Genomic DNA, 21,024 nt, shown 5'->3' with positions numbered 1-21,024 from the left:
CCGATCCGGCGTCAGTTATCCGAGGCCGCGTGATCGGTCGACGGGACGGTGGTCTCCGGCGCGGTGGTCGCGGCCGGGGATTCCGTTGTGGGCCGCGGGCTTTCGGTGGTCGGACGCGTCGTGGTGGTCGGCCTTGACGGGGTGGTGCGGCTGCTCGAGCTCGGGTCGGCGGCCGGGTCGTCCGGGGTGGCGGTGATGGTGGAGATGGGGGCCCGGCGGGACGGCATGTCGGCGGCTACGCGCCAGGAGGGGGACGGGGGGATCACCACGGCCGGGGTGGGGGTGGCGGTGCTCTTGCTCGAAGTCTCCGGGGCCGCTTGCAGATCCGCGTTGATCGGCGGGGGAGCGACGTAGGTGTCGTTGTGGCCGATGCCGCAGGCGCCGAGCAGGATGAGGCAGGCCGAGACGACGCCGACCGCGGCGGCGGCACCGACCACGGGCTTGGGCAGGTGACGCAGCGGGGTGACCGTGCGCTCGTCCGCGCCGGCGTTGCTGCCGTCCATTGGTGGCACTCCTGTTTCGTGTCGAGTGGGCTCACCTTAACGGAGGCTGTGGGGTACGGCCAGGCGGGTGGTCGGTTCGATAACGCGACCGCGCGGGCCATTGCCAAAGCCTCGGTAATATCTCAAACAGCCATGATTCGGATTACGAATTAGTAAAGTCAGCGCGTTTTGCGTATGTGTCGTATGGACTTTCCGTTGCCGGGCCGTAATGTGTGTCCAAAGTTACACGTGAGACGCTCGAAATTAGCCGAGGGACGCGCCGAAGTATCGCGAGGCCCGGCGGGCGTCATCGAGGAGTGGATGATGGGTGCATTCTCGACATCTCCGCTGCGCGCATCGGTGCGCTCGGGAGAGCCCGCGGCCCCGGGGGGCCAACGGATGTCGGCGATCCTGTCCCGGATCGTGGCCTGGCTGATCTTCGTCGGCGGACTGGTCGGCGCGGTGCTCGGCATCGCGGGGCTACGGGTCGAAATCACCGTCGCGGGACTCATTCTGGCCTGCACTGCCGGTCTGGTTTTGCTCAAGTTGCGCGCCGACGCACAAGCTGGCTAATTTTCCGCGAATTTATTCGCCGGTGCTGATTACCCATTCGAATGCTTCGGCTTTTGATCGCGCGCCCTCGATTGTGCGGGAGCGATTGGGTTCGCCGAGTTCCGTCAGCAAATTTTCGGATATCTTTGCCAACTCCGACAATGCGGGCGGCGTAAACCATTCCGGGCGGGTGGCGAACAGCAGATCCTCACTTGAGGTATTGCCGGACGCACCCGGCGCGAACGGGCAGCCACCCAGTCCGCCGAGCGAACCGTCCACCACCGCCGCGCCCGCCGCCAGCGCGGCCAGTGAATTCGCCACCCCCATGCCCCAGGTGTCATGGCCGTGGAAGACGATGCGGCGCTGCGGCGTACCCCAGCGCCCGGTCGCGGCCACCGCACCGATGAGCGCGCCGACTTGACCCGGATACGCCTGGCCCAGGGTGTCGGCGATGACGATGTCGGCGGACCCTTCGGCGCGTGGATCGGCGGCGATGGCCAGCACCCGCGCCGGATCCACCGGCCCATCGAACGGGCAGGTGAAAGCCGTTGCGAGGCACAGCTGGATGCGCCCGCCCGCCTCCTCGGCGATCCGCACGGCCTCCGGCATGGCGGCCAGGCTGGCCTCGGTGTCACGCCCGATATTGGCGCGGTTGTGCGCGTCCGACACCGAGAAGCAGTACTGGAAGTTGCGCACCCCCGCCTCGGCCGCGCGGGCCACATGCCGGGGCGTGGCCACCCACACCCAGCAGTGTTCCAGCTCCTCGGGCGTCAGCCGGGACACCAGTTCGAGGGTATTGGCCATGGGCGGCACCAGATCCGGGCGCGCCATGGACCCGATCTCCAGCTCCGGCACACCCAGCGCCAGCAGCCGGCGCGCGATCTCCACCTTGCGCTCGGTGCCGAGCACCTTGCCGGTCAGCTGCAGGCCGTCGCGCAGGGTCACATCCCGCAGACTCATGAGTTCGCCTCCAGCGCATCGATGTCGGCGGCGGTCATGCCGAGCAGGCCCGACAGCACCTCGCGGGTGTGCTCGCCCAGGTCGGGGCCGACATTGCGGATCGGCAGGGACTGGCCGCCGATGACCGGGACGATGCCCGGGAAGCCCACCACCTTCGGTTCCGGCTCACCCACATCGACCGGGAAGGGCTGGATCATGTTGCGCGCCCGGTACTGCTCGTCGGTGACGATGTCGGCGGCGGTGTAGATGGGACCGCACGGAATGGCCGCGGCCTCGAGGATCTGCAGCGCTTCGTCGCGGGTCTTGGTGCGGCTCCAGTCGGCGATCGAGGCGTCGAGCCGCTCGCGATTGCGCCAGCGCCCGGCATTGTCCTGCAGCTCCGGGTCGGCGGCGAGATCCGGGCGCTCGATGACCTGCATGTACCGCTGGAAGATGGCATCGCCGTTGCCGCCGATGATGATGCTGTAGCCGTCGCTGGTCGGGTAGGCGTTGCTGGGCGCGATGCCCTCCATGCGCCCGCCGACCCGCTCGCGATTGATGCCGTAGGCCAGGTAGTCGGGGACCAGCGATTCCATCACCGACAGGATGGACTCGTTGAGCGCCACGTCGATGATGCGCTGCTCCAAGGGAACCCGCGTCACCCGCTCGCGCTGGAACAGCGCCATGACGGTGCCGAAGGCCGCGTAGATGCCCGCGATCGAATCACCGATGGACACCCCCACCCGCACCGGCGGCCGATCCGGATCGCCCACGAGTTCGCGCAGCCCGCCGACCGCCTCGGCCACCGCCGCGAAGCCCGGCCGCTGCGACAGCGGCCCGGTCTGCCCGTATGCCGAGATTCGGGTGATCACCAGATTCGGGTTGACCTCGTCGAGCACGTCGGGCCCGAGCCCCCACTTCTCGAGCATCCCCGGCCGGAAGTTCTCCAGCAGCACATCGCACTGCTCGACGAGATCCAGCACGATCTTGCGCCCCGCCTCGGTCCGCAGATCCAGCGTGATCGACTTCTTGTTCCGATTGACCGTCCGGTACAGCATCGAGGTATCCCCGCCGTACAACCGCCAATTCCGCAGCTCATCACCGGTTTTCGGCCGCTCGACCTTGATCACCTCGGCCCCGAAGTCCCCGAGTATCCGCCCGGCCGTCGGCGCGGCGACGTAGTTGCCCAGCTCCAACACCCGCACGCCATCCAGCGGCCGAATCTCCATGCCCACATTTTGGCCTAGGAGTCGACCGCCCGTGACATACACCTAGAGGTTCGCGGCCGTCTCGTTCTGGACTGAGCGGAGCGGGGGAGCGAAGCGGAGGAGCGGAGGGAGGGAAGAACGAGACTTCCGGGCCGCGAACCCGCCCGGAGCGAAGCGGAGGGCAAAAGACAGAGCCGGTACGACGGGCGAGAGAGGTTGGTGCCCGTCGCACCGGCCGAGTCGACGGGTACGGGTGAGTGGCAGCACCCGAGCCGTCGCGTATCGCGGTCTCCCGCAAGCGGATCAGGCTGCGCGGGGTGCGACCTCTTCGACGATCGAGTAGTGCTCGGCGTTGCCGCTGATGATGGTGCTGGCATCGCCGTTCACGCCCACCGGCACGTCTCCGGCCAGGGTGATGCGGGTGAGGCGGCGGGGCTGGCCGTCGTAGTCGTCGATGGCGTAGTGCTGGGTGGCGCGGTTGTCCCAGATCGCGACGTCGCCGAGCTGCCAGTTCCAGCGGGTGGTGTTCTCGAGGCGGGTGACCCGGTTCTGCAGGAGCTGGAACAGGGTCTGGGATTCGGCGGCGGAGAAGCCGACGAAGTTCTTCACGAAATGGCCGAGCAGCAGGGCGCGTTCGCCGGTGACGGGGTGCACGCGGACGACGGGGTGTTCGGTCTCGTAGTAGGTGGACTCGAATTCCTCGCGGTACGCCTTGATGTTGGCCGTCACCTCGGAGTTCTCTCCGCGCGCCACCTCGGTGCGGTCGGCGGCGTAGTCGTAGGCGTTGGTGTGCCGCGCCCGCAGGTTCTCGACCAGCGCCTTCAAAGGCTCGGGCAGCGAGTCGTAGGCGGCGACGGTGGAGGCCCAGGTGGTCGACCCGCCGTAGGGCGGCAGGTGCACCGCGCGCAGGATCGACGCCTTCGGAATCCGGTCCACGAAGGTGACATCGGTGTGCCAGCTGTTGGCGCGCCCGTACTCGGAGTCGATGGGCAGCGTCTTGACGCCCTTGGAGGTGACGGTCGGGTGCGGCGTGGTGGGCGCGCCCAGCAGCTGCGCGAACTCGTGCTGCCCGTCCTCGGTCAGGTGCTCCTGGCCGCGGAAGAAGATCACCTTGTGCTTGTGCAGCGCGTCCTGGATACCGGCCACGGTGACCGAGTCCAGCTCGCCACCGAGGCGGACGCCGTCGATGCGCGCGCCGATCTTGCTGCCCAGCTGCACGACAGTCAGGTTGGAAGTTGCGTAATCGACGGACATACAAAGCCTTTCGCCCGGATGGAAGGCCCGGATTCGGGCCCCCATCAGGACACCAGCGACCCGCCCGCCGAAACAGGTTCAGGATCAGCCGGATCGAAACGCGTCAGCCGACGTGCTCACGCAGGTAAGCCAGATCCTCCGCGACACCCTCGCCGGGCGTCTCCAGAATCACCGGCGCGTCCGCGGTCCGGCACACCTCGGCCAGCAGCTGCGGATCGATGGTCCCGTCCGCGAAGTTCGCATGCCGGTCCGCACCCGAATCGAAGGCGTCCCGCGAGGAATTCAAATGCACCAGATCGATGCGCCCCGTGATGGCCTTGATCCGCTCCACGATCCCGACCAGATCCTCACCCCCGGCCCACGCATGGCAGGTGTCGAGGCAGAACCCGGCCCCGAAATCGCCCACCGCGTCCCACAGCCGCCCGATATCGTCGAAATACCGTGCCATGGCGTGGTTTCCGCCCGCGGTGTTCTCGATCAGGATCGGCACCGCGAACCCGCCCTTGTCCTGCTGACGCTCGAACAGCTTGCGCCAGTTGACGAATCCTTCCACCATCTCAGCGTCGGAGCGCACATGCCCGCCGTGCACCACCAGCCCGAACGCCCCCAGCTCGGCGGCGGCCTTGGCCTGCTGCGCGACCGCGTTGCGCGAGGGCATGCGCAGCCGGTTGTTCACACTGGCCACATTGATCTGATAGGACGAATGCACCACCACATCGATCGCGCTGGCCTTGATCTCCTCGGTCAGCGGATGCGGTGTGGGCTTGTCCCAGCTCTGCGGATCCACCACGAACATCTGGATGACGTCGGCCCCCAGCTTCTCGCCGAAGCCGATCGGGTCGCTGTCGGAACGAACGTGAGCTCCAATACGCATGCGGCCAGCCTATAACCGACCCCCGACAGCGCCGGGCCGGTCTGCCCGGGACTGCAAGCAAACGTTGAGTGTTGCGTTAGGCGGGCTTGCGTAGATAGTTCGGTAGGCCGCGAATCGGCTACAGTTTCGGTGTTTTCGCGTCGGCCCTCGAACGATCACGCCGATCTGTAGTACCTCGCGCGCTGGTGGGTCCCGGCACGTGGAGTGGAGAGTGGGAGATCGTCATGCTGTCCGAAGGTGACGTTTTTGCCGAGTATGTCATCGAACGGCAGCTCGGCCGGGGTGGCATGGGTTCGGTGTATCTGGCGAAGCATCCGCGCTTGCCGCGGTTGACGGCGCTCAAGCTGCTGAATCGGGAGATGGTCTTCGACAAGGAGGTCCGGGCTCGTTTCGAGCGCGAGGCCGACCTGGTGTCGCAGCTGGACCACCACAATATTGTCACCGTCTACGACCGTGGGCTCGAGGACGGCCAGCTGTGGATCTCCATGCAGTACATCGACGGTGTCGATGCCGCGAGCGTGACGCCGCAGACGCTGCCGGCGGAGCGGGCCGTGCAGATCGTGGCCGAGACCGCCGACGCCCTGGACTACGCGCATCGCAACGGCGTGCTGCACCGGGATGTGAAGCCCGCCAATATCCTGCTCGCCCGGTCCACCGGCGGTAAGGGTGAGCGGGTCTACCTGACCGACTTCGGTATCGCGCGGTTGCGCGACGACAGCGGTCATCTCACCCAGACCGGGACGTTCACCGCGACGCTGGCCTATGCCTCGCCGGAGCAGCTGACCGGTTCCGCGCTGGACGGTCGCTCCGACCAGTACTCGCTGGCCTGCACCTTGTTCTGGCTCTTCACCGGGCACGGCCCGTTCTCGACCACCAATCCGGCCGCCGTCATCCAGGGCCACCTGCAGAGCCCGCCGCCGCCGGTGAGCAGCGCGCGCCCCGGCCTGCCGCCGGGCCTGGACATGGTGATCGCCAAGGCCATGGCCAAGCGTCCCGAGGACCGCTTCCCCAGTTGCAGCGATTTCGCGGCCGCGGCCCGCCGTGCGCTCGCGCAGCCGAGCGCGCCCGCCATGCCGCTGGTCGGCCGGACCGCCCCGCCGATGCCGGTGATGCCGCAGCCGATGACCGGCGGCCAGCTGCCGACCGGCATGCCGATGTACACCGGTGGCGCGATGCCGCATCCGCAGACCGGCCCGGCCACGCCGTATCCCACGCCGACACAGGTCAATCCGACGCCCGCGCCGATGACCCAGCCGCCGATGACCCAGCCGCCGATGCAGCACCATCCCGCGCCGCCCAAGCCGGTGACCGGTAACTACACCGCGCGCGCCACCAACCAGTACACCCAGCCGCCGTCCTACGCCTACCAGGCTCCGGGTCAGCCGCAGCGTCCGCCGGTCGCGCCGACCGGGACGCATCGCTCCGCGCCGCAGAAGTCCAATACGGGCTTGATCATCGGCATCATCGCCGCCGTGGTGGTGCTGATCATCGTGGTGGTCGCGGTGGTGGCGGCCGCGGGTAACAGCAAGTCCAGCCCCGCCAAGGCCGCCGATCAGACCTCCGCGGCGGTGGCTCCGGCCGCGGACAAGCAGGTCGACTGGTCCACCGCGGCGCAGGCCTTCCCGAAGTTGTTGCCCGCCAGCAAGACCGGCGGCAAGGGCTTCAACGGCGCCACCTGCTGGGTGGCCGATTCCCTGGTGGCCTCCGATGCCACCGACGGCACGCCGGACTTCGGCCAGTACGCCGTGCAGTGGCGCTGCTACGGCGGCAACAACAATTCCGATCCCTTCTACCGGATCTTCGGCTACTCCTCCGCCGACGCCGCCCAGACGGTGGTGAGCGGGCTGTCGGCCACCAAGGCGCAGGCCACCAATGGCGGCAAGTCCTACGCCAACTATCAGTTCACCGATGACGACCACCCCCGCGTGGTCACCGCGTTCACCGGCGATCACGCCCAGTACCTCATGTACACCGACGGTCTCTCCGACAGCATGGACACCGTGCTGCAGTGGTGGAAGAACGCACCGCTCAGCTGAGGTTGACCTGGGCATATGACAGCCCCGCGCCGGGCACGTAGGGTCGCGAACCGAAGGAGTCGGTTGAAAGGGTCTTTGTGCTGCGAAGCGGAGAAACGTTCGCCGGTTACGAGATCGAACGCGAACTCGGCCGCGGCGGAATGGGATCGGTGTATCTCGCGCGGCACCCCCGACTACCTCGACTGATCGCGCTGAAACTGCTCAGCCGGGACGCGTTCGGCGATATCGAGGTGCGGCGACGCTTCGAGCGCGAGGCGGATCTGGTGGCGCAGCTCGAACATCCGAATATCGTGCCGGTCTACGACCGCGGCATCGACGGCGATCAGCCATGGATCGCCATGCGCTACATCGACGGTCCCGATGCCGCGCAGCTGGAGGCGGCGAAACTGGCTCCGCGCCAAGCCATCCGGATCATCGCCGAGACCGCGAAGGCGCTGGATTTCGCGCATCGCCGCGGCGTGCTGCACCGGGATGTGAAGCCCGCCAACATTCTGCTGGAGTACGCGGACGGCGAGGAGCGGGTGTTCCTGGCGGACTTCGGCATTGCCCGTCTGCGGGACGACGCCACCAAGCTCACCCAGACCGGTTCGTTCACCGCGACGCTGGCCTTCGCCTCCCCGGAGCAGCTCTCGGGTCAACCGCTGGACGCGCGCTCGGACCAGTATTCGCTGGCCTGCACCATGTTCCGGCTGCTCACCGGCGACGTGCCGTTCAATGCCGAGCATCCGGTGGGCATCATCCACGGCCACCTGAATCAGCCGGTGCCGCCGGTGAGTACGCTGCGGCCCGGCCTGCCGCAGTCGCTGGACGCGGTGCTGGCCCGTGCCCTGGCCAAATATCCTGATGGCCGGTTCGATTCGTGCACGGACTTCGCGAATGCGGCCCGGCAGGCGCTGGAGAATCCGGCGGCGACGACCCGGGTCATCCCGCATTCGCCTTTCGCCGCACCGGTTTCCGCGCCGGCCGCGCCGCTCCCGCCGCCCCCGAGCACGAGACCGGCCACCGCCGCCTACACCCGGCAGGCTCCGGCGCCGACCGTGAGCGCCCCGCGTCCGACGGCCCGTCCGGTCCCGCCGCCGCGCCCCCGCAAGAAGAAGCGCCTGCGCGGCTGCCTGCTGACCGTTGTCCTGGTCATGGCGCTGGCGGTGGCGGTGATCGGCGGCATCGTGGCCATTCTCGACGAGAACGGGAGCTCGAACTCCCCGGCCACCACGGCCGCGCCGCTGCCGCCCACCGACGATCCCGATCCCACAGTGACCGAGACCACCGATCCCGCGGCCGGACTGCCCGAGCATTCCGGAGCCGACGCGGCGGTGCTCTCCGAGCGTTTCCCGCAGATGCTGCCGTCCTCGGATCCCACCTCGGACTCGAATTCCGGCACCGGTTACCAGGGCGCGGCCTGCACCACCTACCAGCACTCCGCGCCCCCGCCCGATACCGGCGCGGGCGATCCCGACCTCGGCAATTGGGCCGTGGCCTGGGATTGTGCGGGCAGCGTGGGCCATCCGGCCTTCCGGTTCGTGATGTACCGCTCGGTGGCCGACGCCGACGAGGCGCTCAACGCGCTGTCCGCCAATCGCTCGGACATCCGGTTGCACGGCACTCGCTACACGAACTACCAGCTCAACGGCAGTACGCTGCTGCGCCCGCGGCTGGTGACCGAGTTCCACCAGGGTCAGGACAAGCAGGACAAACAGTCCAAGCATGCCTTCCTGATGTACAGCACGGCCCTGCTCACCACCGATGATCAACTGTTGCAGTGGTGGAAGGCCGCCCCCATCAATTGAGGGCTGGTAGCCGCTGGAAATTGTGTGGAGTCTGTGAGGACGCACCCATCCGGGACATCCCGGATGGCATCCATCCTCGAACCTCGACACACTGGACATCATGACTTCGAACGTCTCGGATCCCGTCACTCTCGAACCGGGTGCGGCCGCGGTCGCCGCTCGGGCGACCGACTTGGTGAAGCTTTACGGATCGGGCGATATGCAGGTCCGCGCGCTGGACGGGGTGACGGCCGAGTTCGCGAAGGGCGAGTTCACGGCGATCATGGGTCCCTCGGGCTCCGGCAAGTCGACGCTCATGCACTGCCTGGCCGGCCTGGACGCGGCCACCGGGGGCACAGTGCACATCGGTGAGACGGATCTCACCAGGCTCTCCGACAAGCAGATGACCGCGCTGCGCCGCGATCGCATCGGCTTCGTCTTCCAGGCCTTCAACCTGGTACCCACGCTGACCGCGCTGGAGAACATCACGCTGCCGCTGGATATCGCGGGCCGCAAGCCCGACGAGGAGTGGCTCTCCACCGTGACCAAGCGGCTGGGCCTCAACGATCGCCTCACGCACCGGCCCAGCGAGCTGTCGGGTGGTCAGCAGCAGCGCGTGGCGTGTGCCCGCGCGCTGGCGGGCAAGCCGGACATCATCTTCGGTGACGAGCCGACCGGCAACCTGGATTCGCATTCCTCGGGCGAGGTGCTGAGCATCCTGCGCGCCGCGGTCAACGAATTCGGTCAGACGGTGGTGATCGTGACCCACGATCCGCGCGCGGCCTCCTACGCCGACCGGGTCGTGTTCCTCGCCGACGGTCAGATCGTCGACGAATTGCGGGAGCCCACAGCGGAATCCGTGCTCGACAAGATGAAGTCGCTGGAGACGCTCTGATGGCTGCGAATCCGATGCGCAAGGTCGCCTTGCGCAATCTCGCCGCGCACAAGGTGCGGTTGTTCCTGACCGTGCTGTCGGTGGTGCTGGGTACCGCGTTCGTCGCGGGCACCTACATGTTCACCGACACCCTGCAGCGCGCGTTCGACGATATCTTCGCCGGTCAGGCGGCCGGTGTGGATGTGCGGGTGCAGCCCAAAGAGGGCCAGTCCCTGGACAATCCGTATCAGCAGTCGGTCGGTATTCCGTATGCGGACGTCGACAAGATCGCGGCGCTGCCCGGGGTGCGCGCGGTCGCCCCGGCCACCTACGGCCCGGTGGTGCTGCTGAAGCCGGACGGCAAGGCGGTCCAGGTCGGCGGCGCGCCCACGGTCGGCAATTCGTATCTGCCGCCGGACAAGGCGGTCGGCGTGCCGACCAAGTTCCTCGACGGCGTGGCCCCGACCGCGCCCGGTGATATCGCCATCAATCAGGGCGGCGCGAACCGGGCCGGATTGCATGTGGGCGACAAGACCAAGGTGCTGATCCCGTCCAAGGGCAATATCGATGTCACGGTGACCGGCATCTTCGATCTGGCCTCCGACACCGGCGGATTCATCAACCTGCTGTTCGACTCCGATCAGGCGCGTGAGCTGTTCACCGACGGCAAGCATGTCGCCTACGTCGATGTGGCCGCGCAATCCGGGGTGAGCGCGAACGCTTTGCGCGACGAGATCGCGAAGGCGTATCCGGACGACAAGGTGCAGAACGGCGATCAGGTCCGCGCGGATCTGAAGGCGCAGATCGCGGATCGGCTCAAGTTCCTCAACTACTTCCTGCTGGCCTTCGGCGCGATCGCGGTGCTGGTCGGCACGTTCATCATCTACAACACCTTCTCGATGCTGGTGACGCAGCGGCTGCGGGAACTCGCGCTGCTGCGCGCGGTCGGTGCGAGCAGCCGTCAGGTCGGCTGGTCGGTGGTGTCGGAGGCGGCCCTGATCGGATTGATCGGCAGTGCGATCGGTCTGCTCTGCGGTATCGGTCTGGCCTTCGGAATCTCGTCGGCGCTCAAGGCCTTCAATGTCGGCCTGCCCGCCGGGCACATGTCGGTGGAGCCGCGCACGGTCGTGATCGCGCTGGCGATCGGCGTGGTGGTGACGATGGTCAGCGCGTGGGCTCCCGCCCGTCGCGCCGCGACCACGCCGCCGGTCGAGGCCATGCGTGAGGCGTCCGCGCCGAGCACAGGTGCCCGGCGTCTGGGTGCGCCCGCTCAGCGGCTGGTCGCAACGCTGCGCAAGGCGAAGCTCACGGGTGCCGCCGAGGGCGCGCAGGCCGTACTCAGCTCGCGCTGGCTGCGGCCCGGATTCGGTGTGCTGCTGGGCATTGCCGGTGTGGTGCTGGCGGTGGTCGGTGCGCAGGGCAGTGGCGGTGATGCCGCCCGCACGGTCGGATTCGGCGCGCTGGCCCTGATTCTCGCGGTGCTGCTGGTCTCGCCCGCCCTGTCCAAGCCGGTGCTGACGGTGCTGGGCGTGCTGGTGCGGCCCTTCGGGACGACCGGAAAGATGGCGCGCAGCAATGCGATCCGCAATCCGAATCGCACGGCGGCGACGGCGTTCGCGCTCACCCTGGGTCTGCTGCTGGTCTCGGCCATCGCCATGCTCGGTGCGTCGGCCAAGGCCAGCATCGGCGACCTGGTCGACAAGGGCGTGAAGGCCGACTACATGCTGGCCGGTCCGCCGGGCGGCATCATCAGCGTGCCGCTGGCCGCCACCGCCGCCGTCAAGAACGTGCCGCAGGTGCAGGACGTGGTGGCCTTCCACGGCATCGCGCTCAAGGTCGACGGCAAGCAGGTGATCGGGACCGTGCCCGAGGGGCCGATGAGTTCGGTCCTCAACTATCACGTGCAGCAGGGCACCGACAAGCTCGGCGACGACGACGTCATGGTGTCGGAAACCTTTGCCTCCGATCACAACTGGAAGGTCGGCGACAGCGTCAACGTCGACACCGTGGACTTCAAGAAGTACAAGGTCAATGTCGTCGGCGTGTACAAGGACACGACGCTGCTGGGTGCGCTGGTCGGGCCGATGAACCTGTACGAGAAGGCCGTTCCGCCCAACTTCCAGAGCAGCTTCCTGGTGGCCTTGAAGGCGGATCCGGGCGCGAATCTGACCACCATGCGCACCAACCTGGAGAAGGCCGTCGACCCGTTCGCCATCGTGCAGGTGGAGGACCGCAACGACTTCAAGGGCGCGCAGGGCAAGCAGATCGACACCCTGCTCGCGGTGCTCTACGCGCTGCTGGCGCTGGCCGTCATCATCGCCATCCTCGGCATCGTGAACACTCTCGCGCTGTCGGTGGTGGAGCGCCGCCGGGAGATCGGCATGCTGCGCGCGGTGGGCATGCAGCGTCCGCAGGTGCGGCGCAGCATCTATCTGGAGTCCATGCTGATCGCCGTGTACGGCGCGGTGGTGGGTGTGGTGCTGGGTATCGGCCTGGGCGTCGGCTTCCTGAAGACCCTCGCCGAGTTCGGCATCGCGACCATCGCGGTGCCGTGGAGCCAGATCGTGCTGATGCTGCTGGCTTCCGGCGTGGTCGGCGTGCTGGCCGCGCTGTGGCCCGCGATCCGTGCGGCCCGGACACCACCGCTGGCGGCCATCGCGGATCTGTGAGGCGGACCCGGGTGAACGGTCGAGTTGTCACCGAACGTTCACCCGGGACGCCCGAATCGGACAGAATCGCTGCATATTGTCAGCCGCCATGTTTGCTGTGGCTGGGACGGGAATCGGGACACGCGTTGTCCTGGCGAATCTGACCCGTACCTATCCCGACGGAAGCGGTTTGCTGCCTACCGATCTGGTGATCGAGCCGGGTGAATTCCTGTCCGTGCTGGGTCCGTCCGGCTGCGGGAAGTCGACGCTGCTGCGCCTGCTGGCCGGGCTGGATCGGCCGCTGCAGGGGCAGATCAGCTTCGGTGACGATGTGGTCTGCGATGTCGAGCGGGGCGTGTTCGTGCCGCCGCGCCGCCGGGGCCTGGGCATGGTGTTCCAGGACCTGGCGCTGTGGCCGCACCTGACCGTGGCTGCGAATGTCGGCTTCCCGCTGCGGGTTACCGGGATCGACCGTGCCGAGACCGACCGCCGGGTGGGTGAGGCGCTGGCCCGCGTCGATCTGGCGGGGGCCGCGGCGAAGATGCCGCATCAGCTCTCCGGCGGCCAGCAGCAGCGCGTCGCCATCGCCCGCGCGCTGGTGGCCCGGCCGAGCCTGCTGCTGATGGACGAACCGCTCTCCGCGCTCGACGCGGCGCTGCGCGAGCAGCTGCGCACCGAAATCCGCGCGCTCACCACCGAACTCGGCGTGACCACCGTCTTCGTCACCCACGATCAGGCCGAGGCCATGAGCCTGTCCGATCGCATCGTGGTGATGCGGGCGGGCCGCATCCTGCAGCACGGCAGCCCGGAGGAGCTCTACCACCGGCCCGCCGATCTGTTCGTCGCCGAGTTCGTCGGCACCTTCAACCCGCTGCCCGACGGCGGCGGGGTGCGGGCCGAATTCGTTCGCGTCCTGGGTGATTCGCCCGCCGGGCCCGAGGAGCTGACCGTGTCGGGGACGGTCCGTTCACTCGTGTTCACCGGCGGCGCCTATCACCTGCACTGCGAGATCGCCGGGGTCGACCGGCTCTGGACCGTGCCGGACCGGCGCGCCCACGCCATCGGCGCCGAACTGCGACTCGCGTTGCGCGCGGACGACGTCTTCACGCCCGCCGCCTGAACTTTGCTTCTATCAAGCCTTTTCGAGAGGAACCCCCGAAATGACTCTGTCCCGCCGCGCTTTCGCCGCCGGTGCGCTCGCTTCCGCTCTCGTCCTCGCCGGGTGTGGCTCGGCCACCGATGACAGCTCGAAGGCCCAGGTGTCGAGCACCTGGACCGCCCCCGCGGGCCTCTCCGGTGAGCTGACCCTGTACTCGGCCAACCCGCAGGAACTCACCGACGACCTGGTGTCCGCGTTCACCAAGGCATCCGGGGTGAAGGTCCACGTGTTCGCCGGTGAGACCGGCAAGGTCACCGCGAAACTCGATGCGGAATGGGCGAATCCGCAGGCCGACATCGCCTACCTGGCCTCCTGGACGCCCGCCGCCAAGTACGCCGCCGACGGCCGCGCCCTGGCTTACCGCCCGGCCGAGTCCGACAAGATCCGCGACGGCTGGGCCGGGAAGGGCGATCTGTTCACCGGTCGCGACGGTTCCGCGCTGACCCTGGTCGTCAACACCAAGGCGATCTCGGTGAAGCCGCAGGACTGGGCCGATCTGACCGGGCCCGACTACAAGGGCAAGGTCGTCATGCCCGACCCCCGCGAATCCGGCACCGCGCGTGACCTGATCGCCGCCATGACCGCGGCCTGGGGCAAGGACAAGACCTGGGAGCTGTTCGACAAGCTCTTCGCCAACGGCATGTCGGTGCACGGCGCGAACGGCCCGGCGCTCGACGATGTCACCGCCGGTTCGCATGCCGTGGTGCTGGGCGGCGTCGACTACTCCGCCTACGACGCCATCGCCAAGGGCGAACCGCTGCAGGTGATCTCGCCGGCCTCGGGCACCACCGTCACGCCGCGCCCGGTCTTCATTCTGAAGGACTCCAAGAACCCCGTCGCCGCGAAGGCGTTCCTGGACTTCATGTTCGCCCAGCAGGGTCAGCAGATCTCGGCCGCGCACAAGATGATTCCGGCCCGCCCGGAGGTGGCCGTCGCCGACGGGACCCGCAAGTTCGAGGACGTCAAGCAGCTCGCCTTCACCTGGGACCAGGTCAAGTCCAGCGGCTCCGACGTACTCGCCGAATTCACCAAGCGCTACCTGGGCGCGGCGTGAGCCTGGAGCTCGACAAGCCGGCAGTGCCGAACCAGCCCGCAAAGGCCCGCCGCCCGCGTCAGGGTGGCGGCGCCTATGCCCTGCTGGCGCTGCTGCTGATCGGCGTGGCCGCGCCCCTGGTAGCCGTGCTGATCCGCTCGGTGACGGGCTACGACGGCAGCCCGTCGGCCCTGGGCCAACTCACGAGGCCCGCGAATCTCCGCATTCTCGGCAACACCGTGTGGCTGGGCATCCTGGTCGTGGTCATCGCCACCGTGATGGCCGCACCGCTCGCGTTCCTGATGTCCTGGACACCGCTGCGGCGGCACCGCTGGATCGATATCGCCGTCATGGTGCCGTTCCTGACGCCGCCGTACGTGGCCGCCATGGCTTGGCTGGACTTCACCCGCGTCAACGGTCTGGCCGAACGCTGGCTGGGCCCGTTCGGCACGGTGCTGCGCGACATAGTGGAGACCCCGTTCGGCATGGCCGCCATCATGGCGTGCGAGATCTTCACGTTCCTGTACCTGTTGCTGCGCAACCGGCTCGACACCATTCCCGCCAGCGCCGACGAGATGGCCGCGGTGGCCGGCGCCTCGGCCGGGCAGCGGCTGCGTTTGATCGTCGCCCCGCTGCTCACCCCGACCTACGCGCTCGGCGCGCTGATCGTGTTCATCCGGGCCGCAGGCGAATTCGGTACGCCGGTCACGCTCGGCAACCGGATCGGGTTCCCGGTGCTGGTGTCGGAGATCTACGGCAATGTCACCATCGATCCGCTGAATTTCCCTCGGGCCGCGGCATTTTCGACCCTGCTGCTGGCCATGGGGATGACGGTGTGGGGTCTGCAGCAGTGGGTGAGCCGCCGCGAAGTGTCTTTCGGCGGCCGCGCTACCAGGCGAGCCGGACTTACCGGCGGCTGGACCCGCCTGGCGATCCTGTGGCCCGCGCTCGTGCTGCTCGTCTCGGTCGTCGTCCCCTACATCTCGATCATCTTGGGGGCCATGACGATTCTGCGCTCGAAGCCGCCGACCCCGGACAATCTCACCTTCGATTACTTCACGAAGGTGCTGCGTCCCGGCCGTGGCCTGGAAGCGCTGCAGAACAGTGTCGAACTGGCGCTGCTCGCCGCGACCGTGACCACCGTGCTGGCCGTCGCCTGCGCCCTGGTGATCATTCGGCGCGGCCGGGATCCCGAGGCGCGCAACAGCTCCGGCCTCCGCCGCACCGTCGACCTGCTCGGGGTGGCTCCCGATACCGTCCCGACGATCGTGCTGGTCATCGGCTTCATCTTCCTCTGGAACGCCCCCTGGCTGCCGGTCACGCCGTACAACACGCGTGGCATGGTGGTGCTCGCCTACGTCGTCATCACCCTGCCGATGGCTCTCCAGCAGGTGAAGACCGCCTACGCCGCCATCGACGACACCCTGCTGGAGGCGGCCGCCGCCGCGGGCGCGAGTACCTGGCAGATCCTGCGTCGCATCACGATTCCGCTGCTCATGCCCGGGCTGGTGGCGGGCTGGCTGCTGGCCTTCCTGCTCGGGGTGCGTGAGGTGGTGGCCTCCTCGATGATCCGCCCGTCCTCGCTGCCACTGCTGTCGCCGTGGATCCTCGGGCAGTTCGATCAGGGGCATCGAGCGGAGGCCATGGCCATGACCGTGATCGGGGTGCTCAGCTCCACCGCGGTCCTGGTGGTGCTGGAATGGTGGCGGCACCGGGTGACCGATCGGGTGGGCCGATGATCCGGCTGGCTCATCTCGCCGACATCCACCTGGGCGCCCGCCTGCGCGCACTACCGGAGTACCCCGGCTGCCCGGTCATCGACCCGGTGCAGACGGCCTACGACGCCTTCGACGCACTGCTGCAACGGATTCTGGCCGAACGCTATGACGGCGTGCTCATCGCCGGTGACCTGTTCGACCGTCACGAGGCCGACCCGCGCACCCTCGCCGCCGCCCAGCGCGCCCTGGACGACCTGCACGACGCGGGCGTCCCGGTGGCGCTGGCCTGGGGTAATCACGACGCGGAATCGCCACTGCCGCAGCAGCTCCGGCCGCCACCCGGCTGCTGGATCGCGCCCGCCGGCGCGCCAGGCACCCACCGGTGGCCCGAGCTCGGCATCGCCCTGCACGCCCGCTCCATCGCCGCCCGCGACGAGCACCGCGACCTCGCCGCCGACTATCCCGCACCGCTGCCCGACGTCACCAACATCGGGATCCTGCACACCAGCCTCACGGGCGAGCGCAGCCGACGGCCCTGCGCCCCCACCACTTCCGCCGTCCTCGACGCCCGCGGCTACGACTACTGGGCACTCGGCCACATTCACCAGCGCACCTGGATCGGGACCGCGGCATACGCTGGCAGCCCGCATCCGGCCCGCAAGTCCGAAACCGGTCCCCGCGGCTACCTCGAACTGCGCCTCGGCGGCACCCTCACCTCGCATGCCGTCGACACTTCTCCGATCGTCCGCGAATCCCTCACCGTCGCAACCGAAGACGAGATCTGGAAGCAGTTCGACAACTATCCGGTCGCCGCTACCACGGTGATCTGGACCCTGCACGGCCCCGACCACCTGCTCGAACCCGCCCGCGAGGCGGCCCGGCAGCACCCCGGATTCACCGTCGGAAAGCCGTGATCCGGCTCCCTCTACAGTGACGGGATGAGTGCAGACGCCCGCCTACTGTTGATCGCCGCCGCGGAACAGCTCGTGGCACAGCACGGGTTCGCCGCGCTGTCGTTGCGGCAGGTTGGCGTGGTCGCCGGGCAGCGCAACAACTCCGCGGCCCAGTACCACTTCGGCACCAAGGACGGGCTGCTGGAGGCGATCCTCACCACCCGTTCGGAGCGGGGCGAGCCGCGCCGCCGCGAGATGCTCGCCGAGCTGGATCCCGCGACCGTCACCGTCGAGGAGATCCTGACCGCCCTGATCCTGCCCGCCGCCGAAACCCTCGCGGCCGCAGGCTATCCCAGCTGGATCGCCCGCTTCACCGACCGCATGATCAACGACCTGAGCCTCGGGCTGATCGAGGCCCGCTGGGCAGCGCACTTCGTCGGTGCGCTGCAGGCCGGACCGCTGCTGCAGCAGGCCCTGCCGGATCATGATCCGGCGCTCATCCGGCAGCGCCTGTCGCTGTTCGTGGTGCTCGCCGCCCGCGCCTTCGCGCATCTCGAGACCCTGCACGATCGCGGCGAGGGGCAGGGGGTGGCGGGCATCCACCGGACGGCCGCCGACCTGATCGCCATGGGCACGGTCCTGCTCGACCGGCCGGAATGACCTAGCGGGGGAACACCCCGAGCAGCCCGGTGTCGGTGCCGACGTACGCGGACCCGTCGGGTCCGATGGTCATGGCCGAGTAGGTGCTGTCGAAGCCGGGTCCGGTGCCGGTCTTGGTCTTGAACACCGTCTTCCCGGTGGCCGCGTCGATGGCGGTGAAGTACCAGGTACCCAGCCCGACCGGGTCACCTTCGCGGGTGTAGGTGTAGAGCAGCCCGGTCGCGTAGGAATGCTTGGAGACCACCGAGGGCACCGAGGCGTCGTTGGTCCATGCCACGCTGCACCCGCTCCCGTCGGGCGCGATGTCGATGCGCGCGACCCCGGACCGGCTGTCCTTGCTACCGCCGTCGACCGCGAGCTGGGTGCCGTAGTTGTTCTCGACGATCAACCCGTTGTCCACCGACACCAGCGAGTTCTCCGTCGCGCTCGCGTACCGCACCGGCGCACCTGCGGGCAGCAGGTCCGAGGGCGCGTCGAACACGGGCTGCTTGCACACCTGCGCGCCCGTATCCCGCCGGTAGACCATCACATTCATCGGATCCGCATTGTCGGTGATGGCGACATATCCGCTGCCGATCACCGCGGGCGTGGTTCCGGTGCCGGTGCTCTGCTGGCCCGGCTTGCGCACGCCGACATTCTCGTAGCCCTGCCGCCACGAAATCGACGGCGCGCCTGCGGCATCCGCCTGGAACCGGTACATGGCCTTGTCCGTGGCGAGGTACACGCCCTGGGTCTCGTCGGCCGCCAGGGAGTTGCCGACCGCCTCGCCCTGCAGCGTTGTCGCCTGCACCGCACCGGAATTCGGGTCGATGGTGCCGACCACGGCATCCTGGCTACCCACCTGGGTGCCCGCGAGATTCCCCTTTCCCATGGTGGCGAACCAGATCCGCCCACTCCAGTCGGGCATCACCCCGACGATCTTGTCGGTGGGCGCGAGCACGCTGCTCAGGTCGTAGTCGCGCACCTTGCGCAACCCCGGCTGCGGCCCCGGCACCGCCTCGATGACCTCGACCGTCCGGTTGGCCGTCGCCGCCACGATCCGATCCTGATTGTCGATGTACACGTACGACACGGCGGGCACCGGCCCGTTCGGCAGGTCGTACACCGCCTTCGTCGCCAGCGTGTGCGGATCCATCCACACCAGCCAGGCCCGCTGCGGCCCAGCACATTCGGCGAACATGTTCCCCTTACTGTCGAACATGGTCGTCATACACGCCCCGATCGGCGACTCCGGCTTCCCCATATAAACCTGCCGCACATCGAGATCCCCGCTCCGCGGCCCCGCATGCGCCACCGAATTACTCATGTACGAGTCATCGTGCGCATTGCTGACCGACCCCGAGGACATATACGGATTGACCGGTACCTGGTCGTTCTCCGCCCACGCCGGTGCCATCTGCCCCGCCACCGCCGCCGCCACACCGAGCCCAACAAAAATCTGAGTCTTACGTCTGAAATTCACCCCTACCATTTAAGACGCACTGTCTTAATCCCATGGTCAGCGTCCTCTAAGGAAGCTCTGAGGAAATTCGCTAGAACTCGGTGGCAGGCAGGGCCAGGGTGACGACCGAGTCCGGGAACTGCGGGGCGTCGGCCTTGGACTTGCTGCTCTTGACGATGACCGCGATCACGATGATGACGACGATCAGGACCGCGACGATAGCTGCGATCAGCCAGGCGGTCGTGTTCGAATTCTTTTGCGGGGGAGTGTAAGTGGGTGGTGGGGCGGTGCGCGGCGGGTAGTTCGGCGGCGGGGTGTAGTTGGACGGCTGGCTGGAGAAGGTCTGGGGGGCGGGCTGATTCGGGTAGGCCGGGGTCGACACCGGCTGGTTCGGGTAGGAGGGACCGGGCCGCGGTGGGGTGGGGAAGGTCGGGGCGGGTGCCTGGTTCTGGAAAGCCGGGCCGACCTGGGGGCGCGGGGTCGACGGGGTGGGCTGCTGGATCACCGGCTGCGGGCGGATCGGGGTGGGCGGACGCGGGGCGACGACCGGCTGCGGATGCGCGGGCGTCGGCGGGCGCGGGGGAGTGACCGGGGCCGACAGGGCGCGCTCGGCAGCACTGGCGAATTCGACGCAGGAGCGGAAGCGGTCTGCGGGGCGCTTGGCCAGCGCCTTGGACAGGACCGCGTCGATGCTGGGCGGGAGGGCCTGGCGGCGCGGGCTGGCCGGGGGCGGCGGCTGCTGCAGGTGGCCGCGGATCACGGCGGCGGGGCTGGTGCCCTCGAACGGGACTACGCCGGTGAGCAATTGGAACAGGGTGCAGGCCAGCGAGTACTGGTCGGAGCGGCCGTCGAGGGTCGCGCCGGTGAGCTGTTCGGGGGAGGCGTAGGCGAGGGTGGCGGTCACCGTGCCGGTCTGGGTGAGGTGGCCGGTGTCGTCGCGCAGGCGGGCGATGCCGAAGTCGGTCAGGTAGACCCGCTCGCCGGAACCGGTCTTGGAGGAGGCGCGGGCCAGCAGGATATTGGCGGGCTTCACATCCCGGTGCAGCACATTGAGGCCGTGCGCGTAATCGAGCGCCTTCGCGGTCTCGGCGATGATCTGGACCGCCCGCAGCGGCGGCAGCGAACCCGGGCTGATCGAGGAGGCGTTCACGCCGTCGATGAACTGCATGGAGATCCACAGCTGCTCACCCTCGTCACCACGGTCGTACACGGTGACGATATTCGGGTGATCGAGCCGGGCGACGAGATCCGCCTCGCGGATGAAGCGGGCGCGAATCTCGTCGTCGGAGAACATCTCCTGATTCAGCAGCTTGAGCGCCGTCATCCGCGGCAAGCGCGGATGCTTGGCCAGGTAAACCGAGCCCATGCCACCCCGGCCGAGCTCGCGTTCGATGACGTAACCGGCGAACACATCACCAGAGCGCAAAATCGTGCACCCGCTTCCCGAAACCAAATCTGCCACGAGACCAAATCCGCTGGCAGCCTAT

17 protein-coding genes are annotated in these 21,024 nt (G+C 68.2%); 10 read left to right on the top strand and 7 right to left on the bottom strand.

Going from position 1 to position 21,024, the window contains the following annotated elements; all coding sequences use genetic code 11:
- Positions 1 to 11 precede the first annotated feature (11 nt).
- On the bottom strand, positions 12 to 503 hold the full coding sequence (locus tag ACFXHA_RS30505; protein ID WP_379362424.1) for a hypothetical protein: 492 nt from the start codon (positions 501 to 503) through the stop codon (positions 12 to 14).
- A gap of 303 nt (positions 504 to 806) precedes the next feature.
- Between ACFXHA_RS30505 and ACFXHA_RS30500 the strand changes: the two genes are divergently transcribed.
- Positions 807 to 1,055 (top strand): hypothetical protein, encoded by a 249-nt coding sequence (locus tag ACFXHA_RS30500; protein ID WP_379362423.1) that lies wholly within the window; start codon positions 807 to 809, stop codon positions 1,053 to 1,055.
- Positions 1,056 to 1,067: 12 nt separating this feature from the next.
- Here the strand turns inward: ACFXHA_RS30500 and ACFXHA_RS30495 are convergent, their stop codons facing one another.
- The 4 genes from ACFXHA_RS30495 to ACFXHA_RS30480 form a co-directional block, all read right to left on the bottom strand.
- The gene (locus ACFXHA_RS30495; RefSeq protein ID WP_379362422.1) at positions 1,068 to 1,994 is read right to left on the bottom strand and encodes a hydroxymethylglutaryl-CoA lyase; all 927 of its coding nucleotides are present in this window, start codon (positions 1,992 to 1,994) and stop codon (positions 1,068 to 1,070) included.
- A complete protein-coding gene (locus ACFXHA_RS30490) occupies positions 1,991 to 3,202 on the bottom strand; it encodes a CaiB/BaiF CoA transferase family protein (RefSeq protein ID WP_379362421.1) in 1,212 nt (403 codons plus the stop codon). The genes ACFXHA_RS30495 and ACFXHA_RS30490 overlap by 4 nt, the downstream gene beginning before the upstream one ends.
- A 282-nt stretch (positions 3,203 to 3,484) precedes the next feature.
- Positions 3,485 to 4,435: a TauD/TfdA dioxygenase family protein gene (locus tag ACFXHA_RS30485; RefSeq protein ID WP_379362420.1), complete on the bottom strand. Its 951-nt coding sequence runs from the start codon at positions 4,433 to 4,435 to the stop codon at positions 3,485 to 3,487.
- Between the two features lie 103 nt (positions 4,436 to 4,538).
- A complete protein-coding gene (locus tag ACFXHA_RS30480; protein WP_379362419.1) occupies positions 4,539 to 5,309 on the bottom strand; it encodes a deoxyribonuclease IV in 771 nt (256 codons plus the stop codon).
- A gap of 224 nt (positions 5,310 to 5,533) precedes the next feature.
- Here ACFXHA_RS30480 and ACFXHA_RS30475 point away from each other — a divergent pair, with 224 nt between their 5' ends.
- The 9 genes from ACFXHA_RS30475 to ACFXHA_RS30435 all read left to right on the top strand — a co-directional run bounded on the left by ACFXHA_RS30475 (position 5,534) and on the right by ACFXHA_RS30435 (position 18,096).
- Positions 5,534 to 7,345, top strand: coding sequence for a protein kinase (locus ACFXHA_RS30475; protein WP_379362418.1), 1,812 nt, complete (start codon positions 5,534 to 5,536; stop codon positions 7,343 to 7,345).
- Positions 7,346 to 7,422: 77 nt separating this feature from the next.
- Positions 7,423 to 9,132 (top strand): serine/threonine-protein kinase, encoded by a 1,710-nt coding sequence (locus tag ACFXHA_RS30470; RefSeq protein WP_379362417.1) that lies wholly within the window; start codon positions 7,423 to 7,425, stop codon positions 9,130 to 9,132.
- A 100-nt stretch (positions 9,133 to 9,232) separates the two neighbouring features.
- Positions 9,233 to 10,006, top strand: coding sequence for an ABC transporter ATP-binding protein (locus tag ACFXHA_RS30465; RefSeq protein ID WP_379362416.1), 774 nt, complete (start codon positions 9,233 to 9,235; stop codon positions 10,004 to 10,006).
- Complete coding sequence (locus ACFXHA_RS30460) at positions 10,006 to 12,654, top strand: ABC transporter permease (protein WP_379362415.1); 2,649 nt, start codon at positions 10,006 to 10,008, stop codon at positions 12,652 to 12,654. The genes ACFXHA_RS30465 and ACFXHA_RS30460 overlap by 1 nt, the downstream gene beginning before the upstream one ends.
- A gap of 169 nt (positions 12,655 to 12,823) precedes the next feature.
- Positions 12,824 to 13,753 (top strand): ABC transporter ATP-binding protein, encoded by a 930-nt coding sequence (locus ACFXHA_RS30455; protein WP_379362414.1) that lies wholly within the window; start codon positions 12,824 to 12,826, stop codon positions 13,751 to 13,753.
- A 40-nt stretch (positions 13,754 to 13,793) separates the two neighbouring features.
- On the top strand, positions 13,794 to 14,846 hold the full coding sequence (locus ACFXHA_RS30450) for an extracellular solute-binding protein (RefSeq protein ID WP_379362413.1): 1,053 nt from the start codon (positions 13,794 to 13,796) through the stop codon (positions 14,844 to 14,846).
- Positions 14,843 to 16,564 (top strand): ABC transporter permease, encoded by a 1,722-nt coding sequence (locus ACFXHA_RS30445; RefSeq protein ID WP_379362412.1) that lies wholly within the window; start codon positions 14,843 to 14,845, stop codon positions 16,562 to 16,564. Before ACFXHA_RS30450 ends, ACFXHA_RS30445 begins: the two co-directional genes overlap by 4 nt.
- A complete protein-coding gene (locus ACFXHA_RS30440) occupies positions 16,561 to 17,457 on the top strand; it encodes an exonuclease SbcCD subunit D (protein ID WP_379362411.1) in 897 nt (298 codons plus the stop codon). Before ACFXHA_RS30445 ends, ACFXHA_RS30440 begins: the two co-directional genes overlap by 4 nt.
- A gap of 24 nt (positions 17,458 to 17,481) precedes the next feature.
- Positions 17,482 to 18,096, top strand: a complete 615-nt coding sequence (locus tag ACFXHA_RS30435; protein ID WP_379362410.1) for a TetR/AcrR family transcriptional regulator — start codon at positions 17,482 to 17,484, stop codon at positions 18,094 to 18,096.
- Between the two features lies 1 nt (position 18,097).
- On the opposite strand, the gene ACFXHA_RS30430 is transcribed toward ACFXHA_RS30435, so the two are convergent.
- Both ACFXHA_RS30430 and ACFXHA_RS30425 read right to left on the bottom strand, forming a co-directional pair.
- Positions 18,098 to 19,558: a hypothetical protein gene (locus ACFXHA_RS30430; RefSeq protein ID WP_379362409.1), complete on the bottom strand. Its 1,461-nt coding sequence runs from the start codon at positions 19,556 to 19,558 to the stop codon at positions 18,098 to 18,100.
- A gap of 70 nt (positions 19,559 to 19,628) precedes the next feature.
- Complete coding sequence (locus ACFXHA_RS30425) at positions 19,629 to 20,963, bottom strand: protein kinase (protein ID WP_379362408.1); 1,335 nt, start codon at positions 20,961 to 20,963, stop codon at positions 19,629 to 19,631.
- Positions 20,964 to 21,024 lie beyond the last annotated feature (61 nt).

The organism is Nocardia sp. NPDC059240 (assembly GCF_042753865.1).
Lineage (GTDB): Bacteria > Actinomycetota > Actinomycetes > Mycobacteriales > Mycobacteriaceae > Nocardia.
Note: the sequence above shows the minus strand (reverse complement) of the source record. Positions and strands in the feature narration are given on the sequence as shown.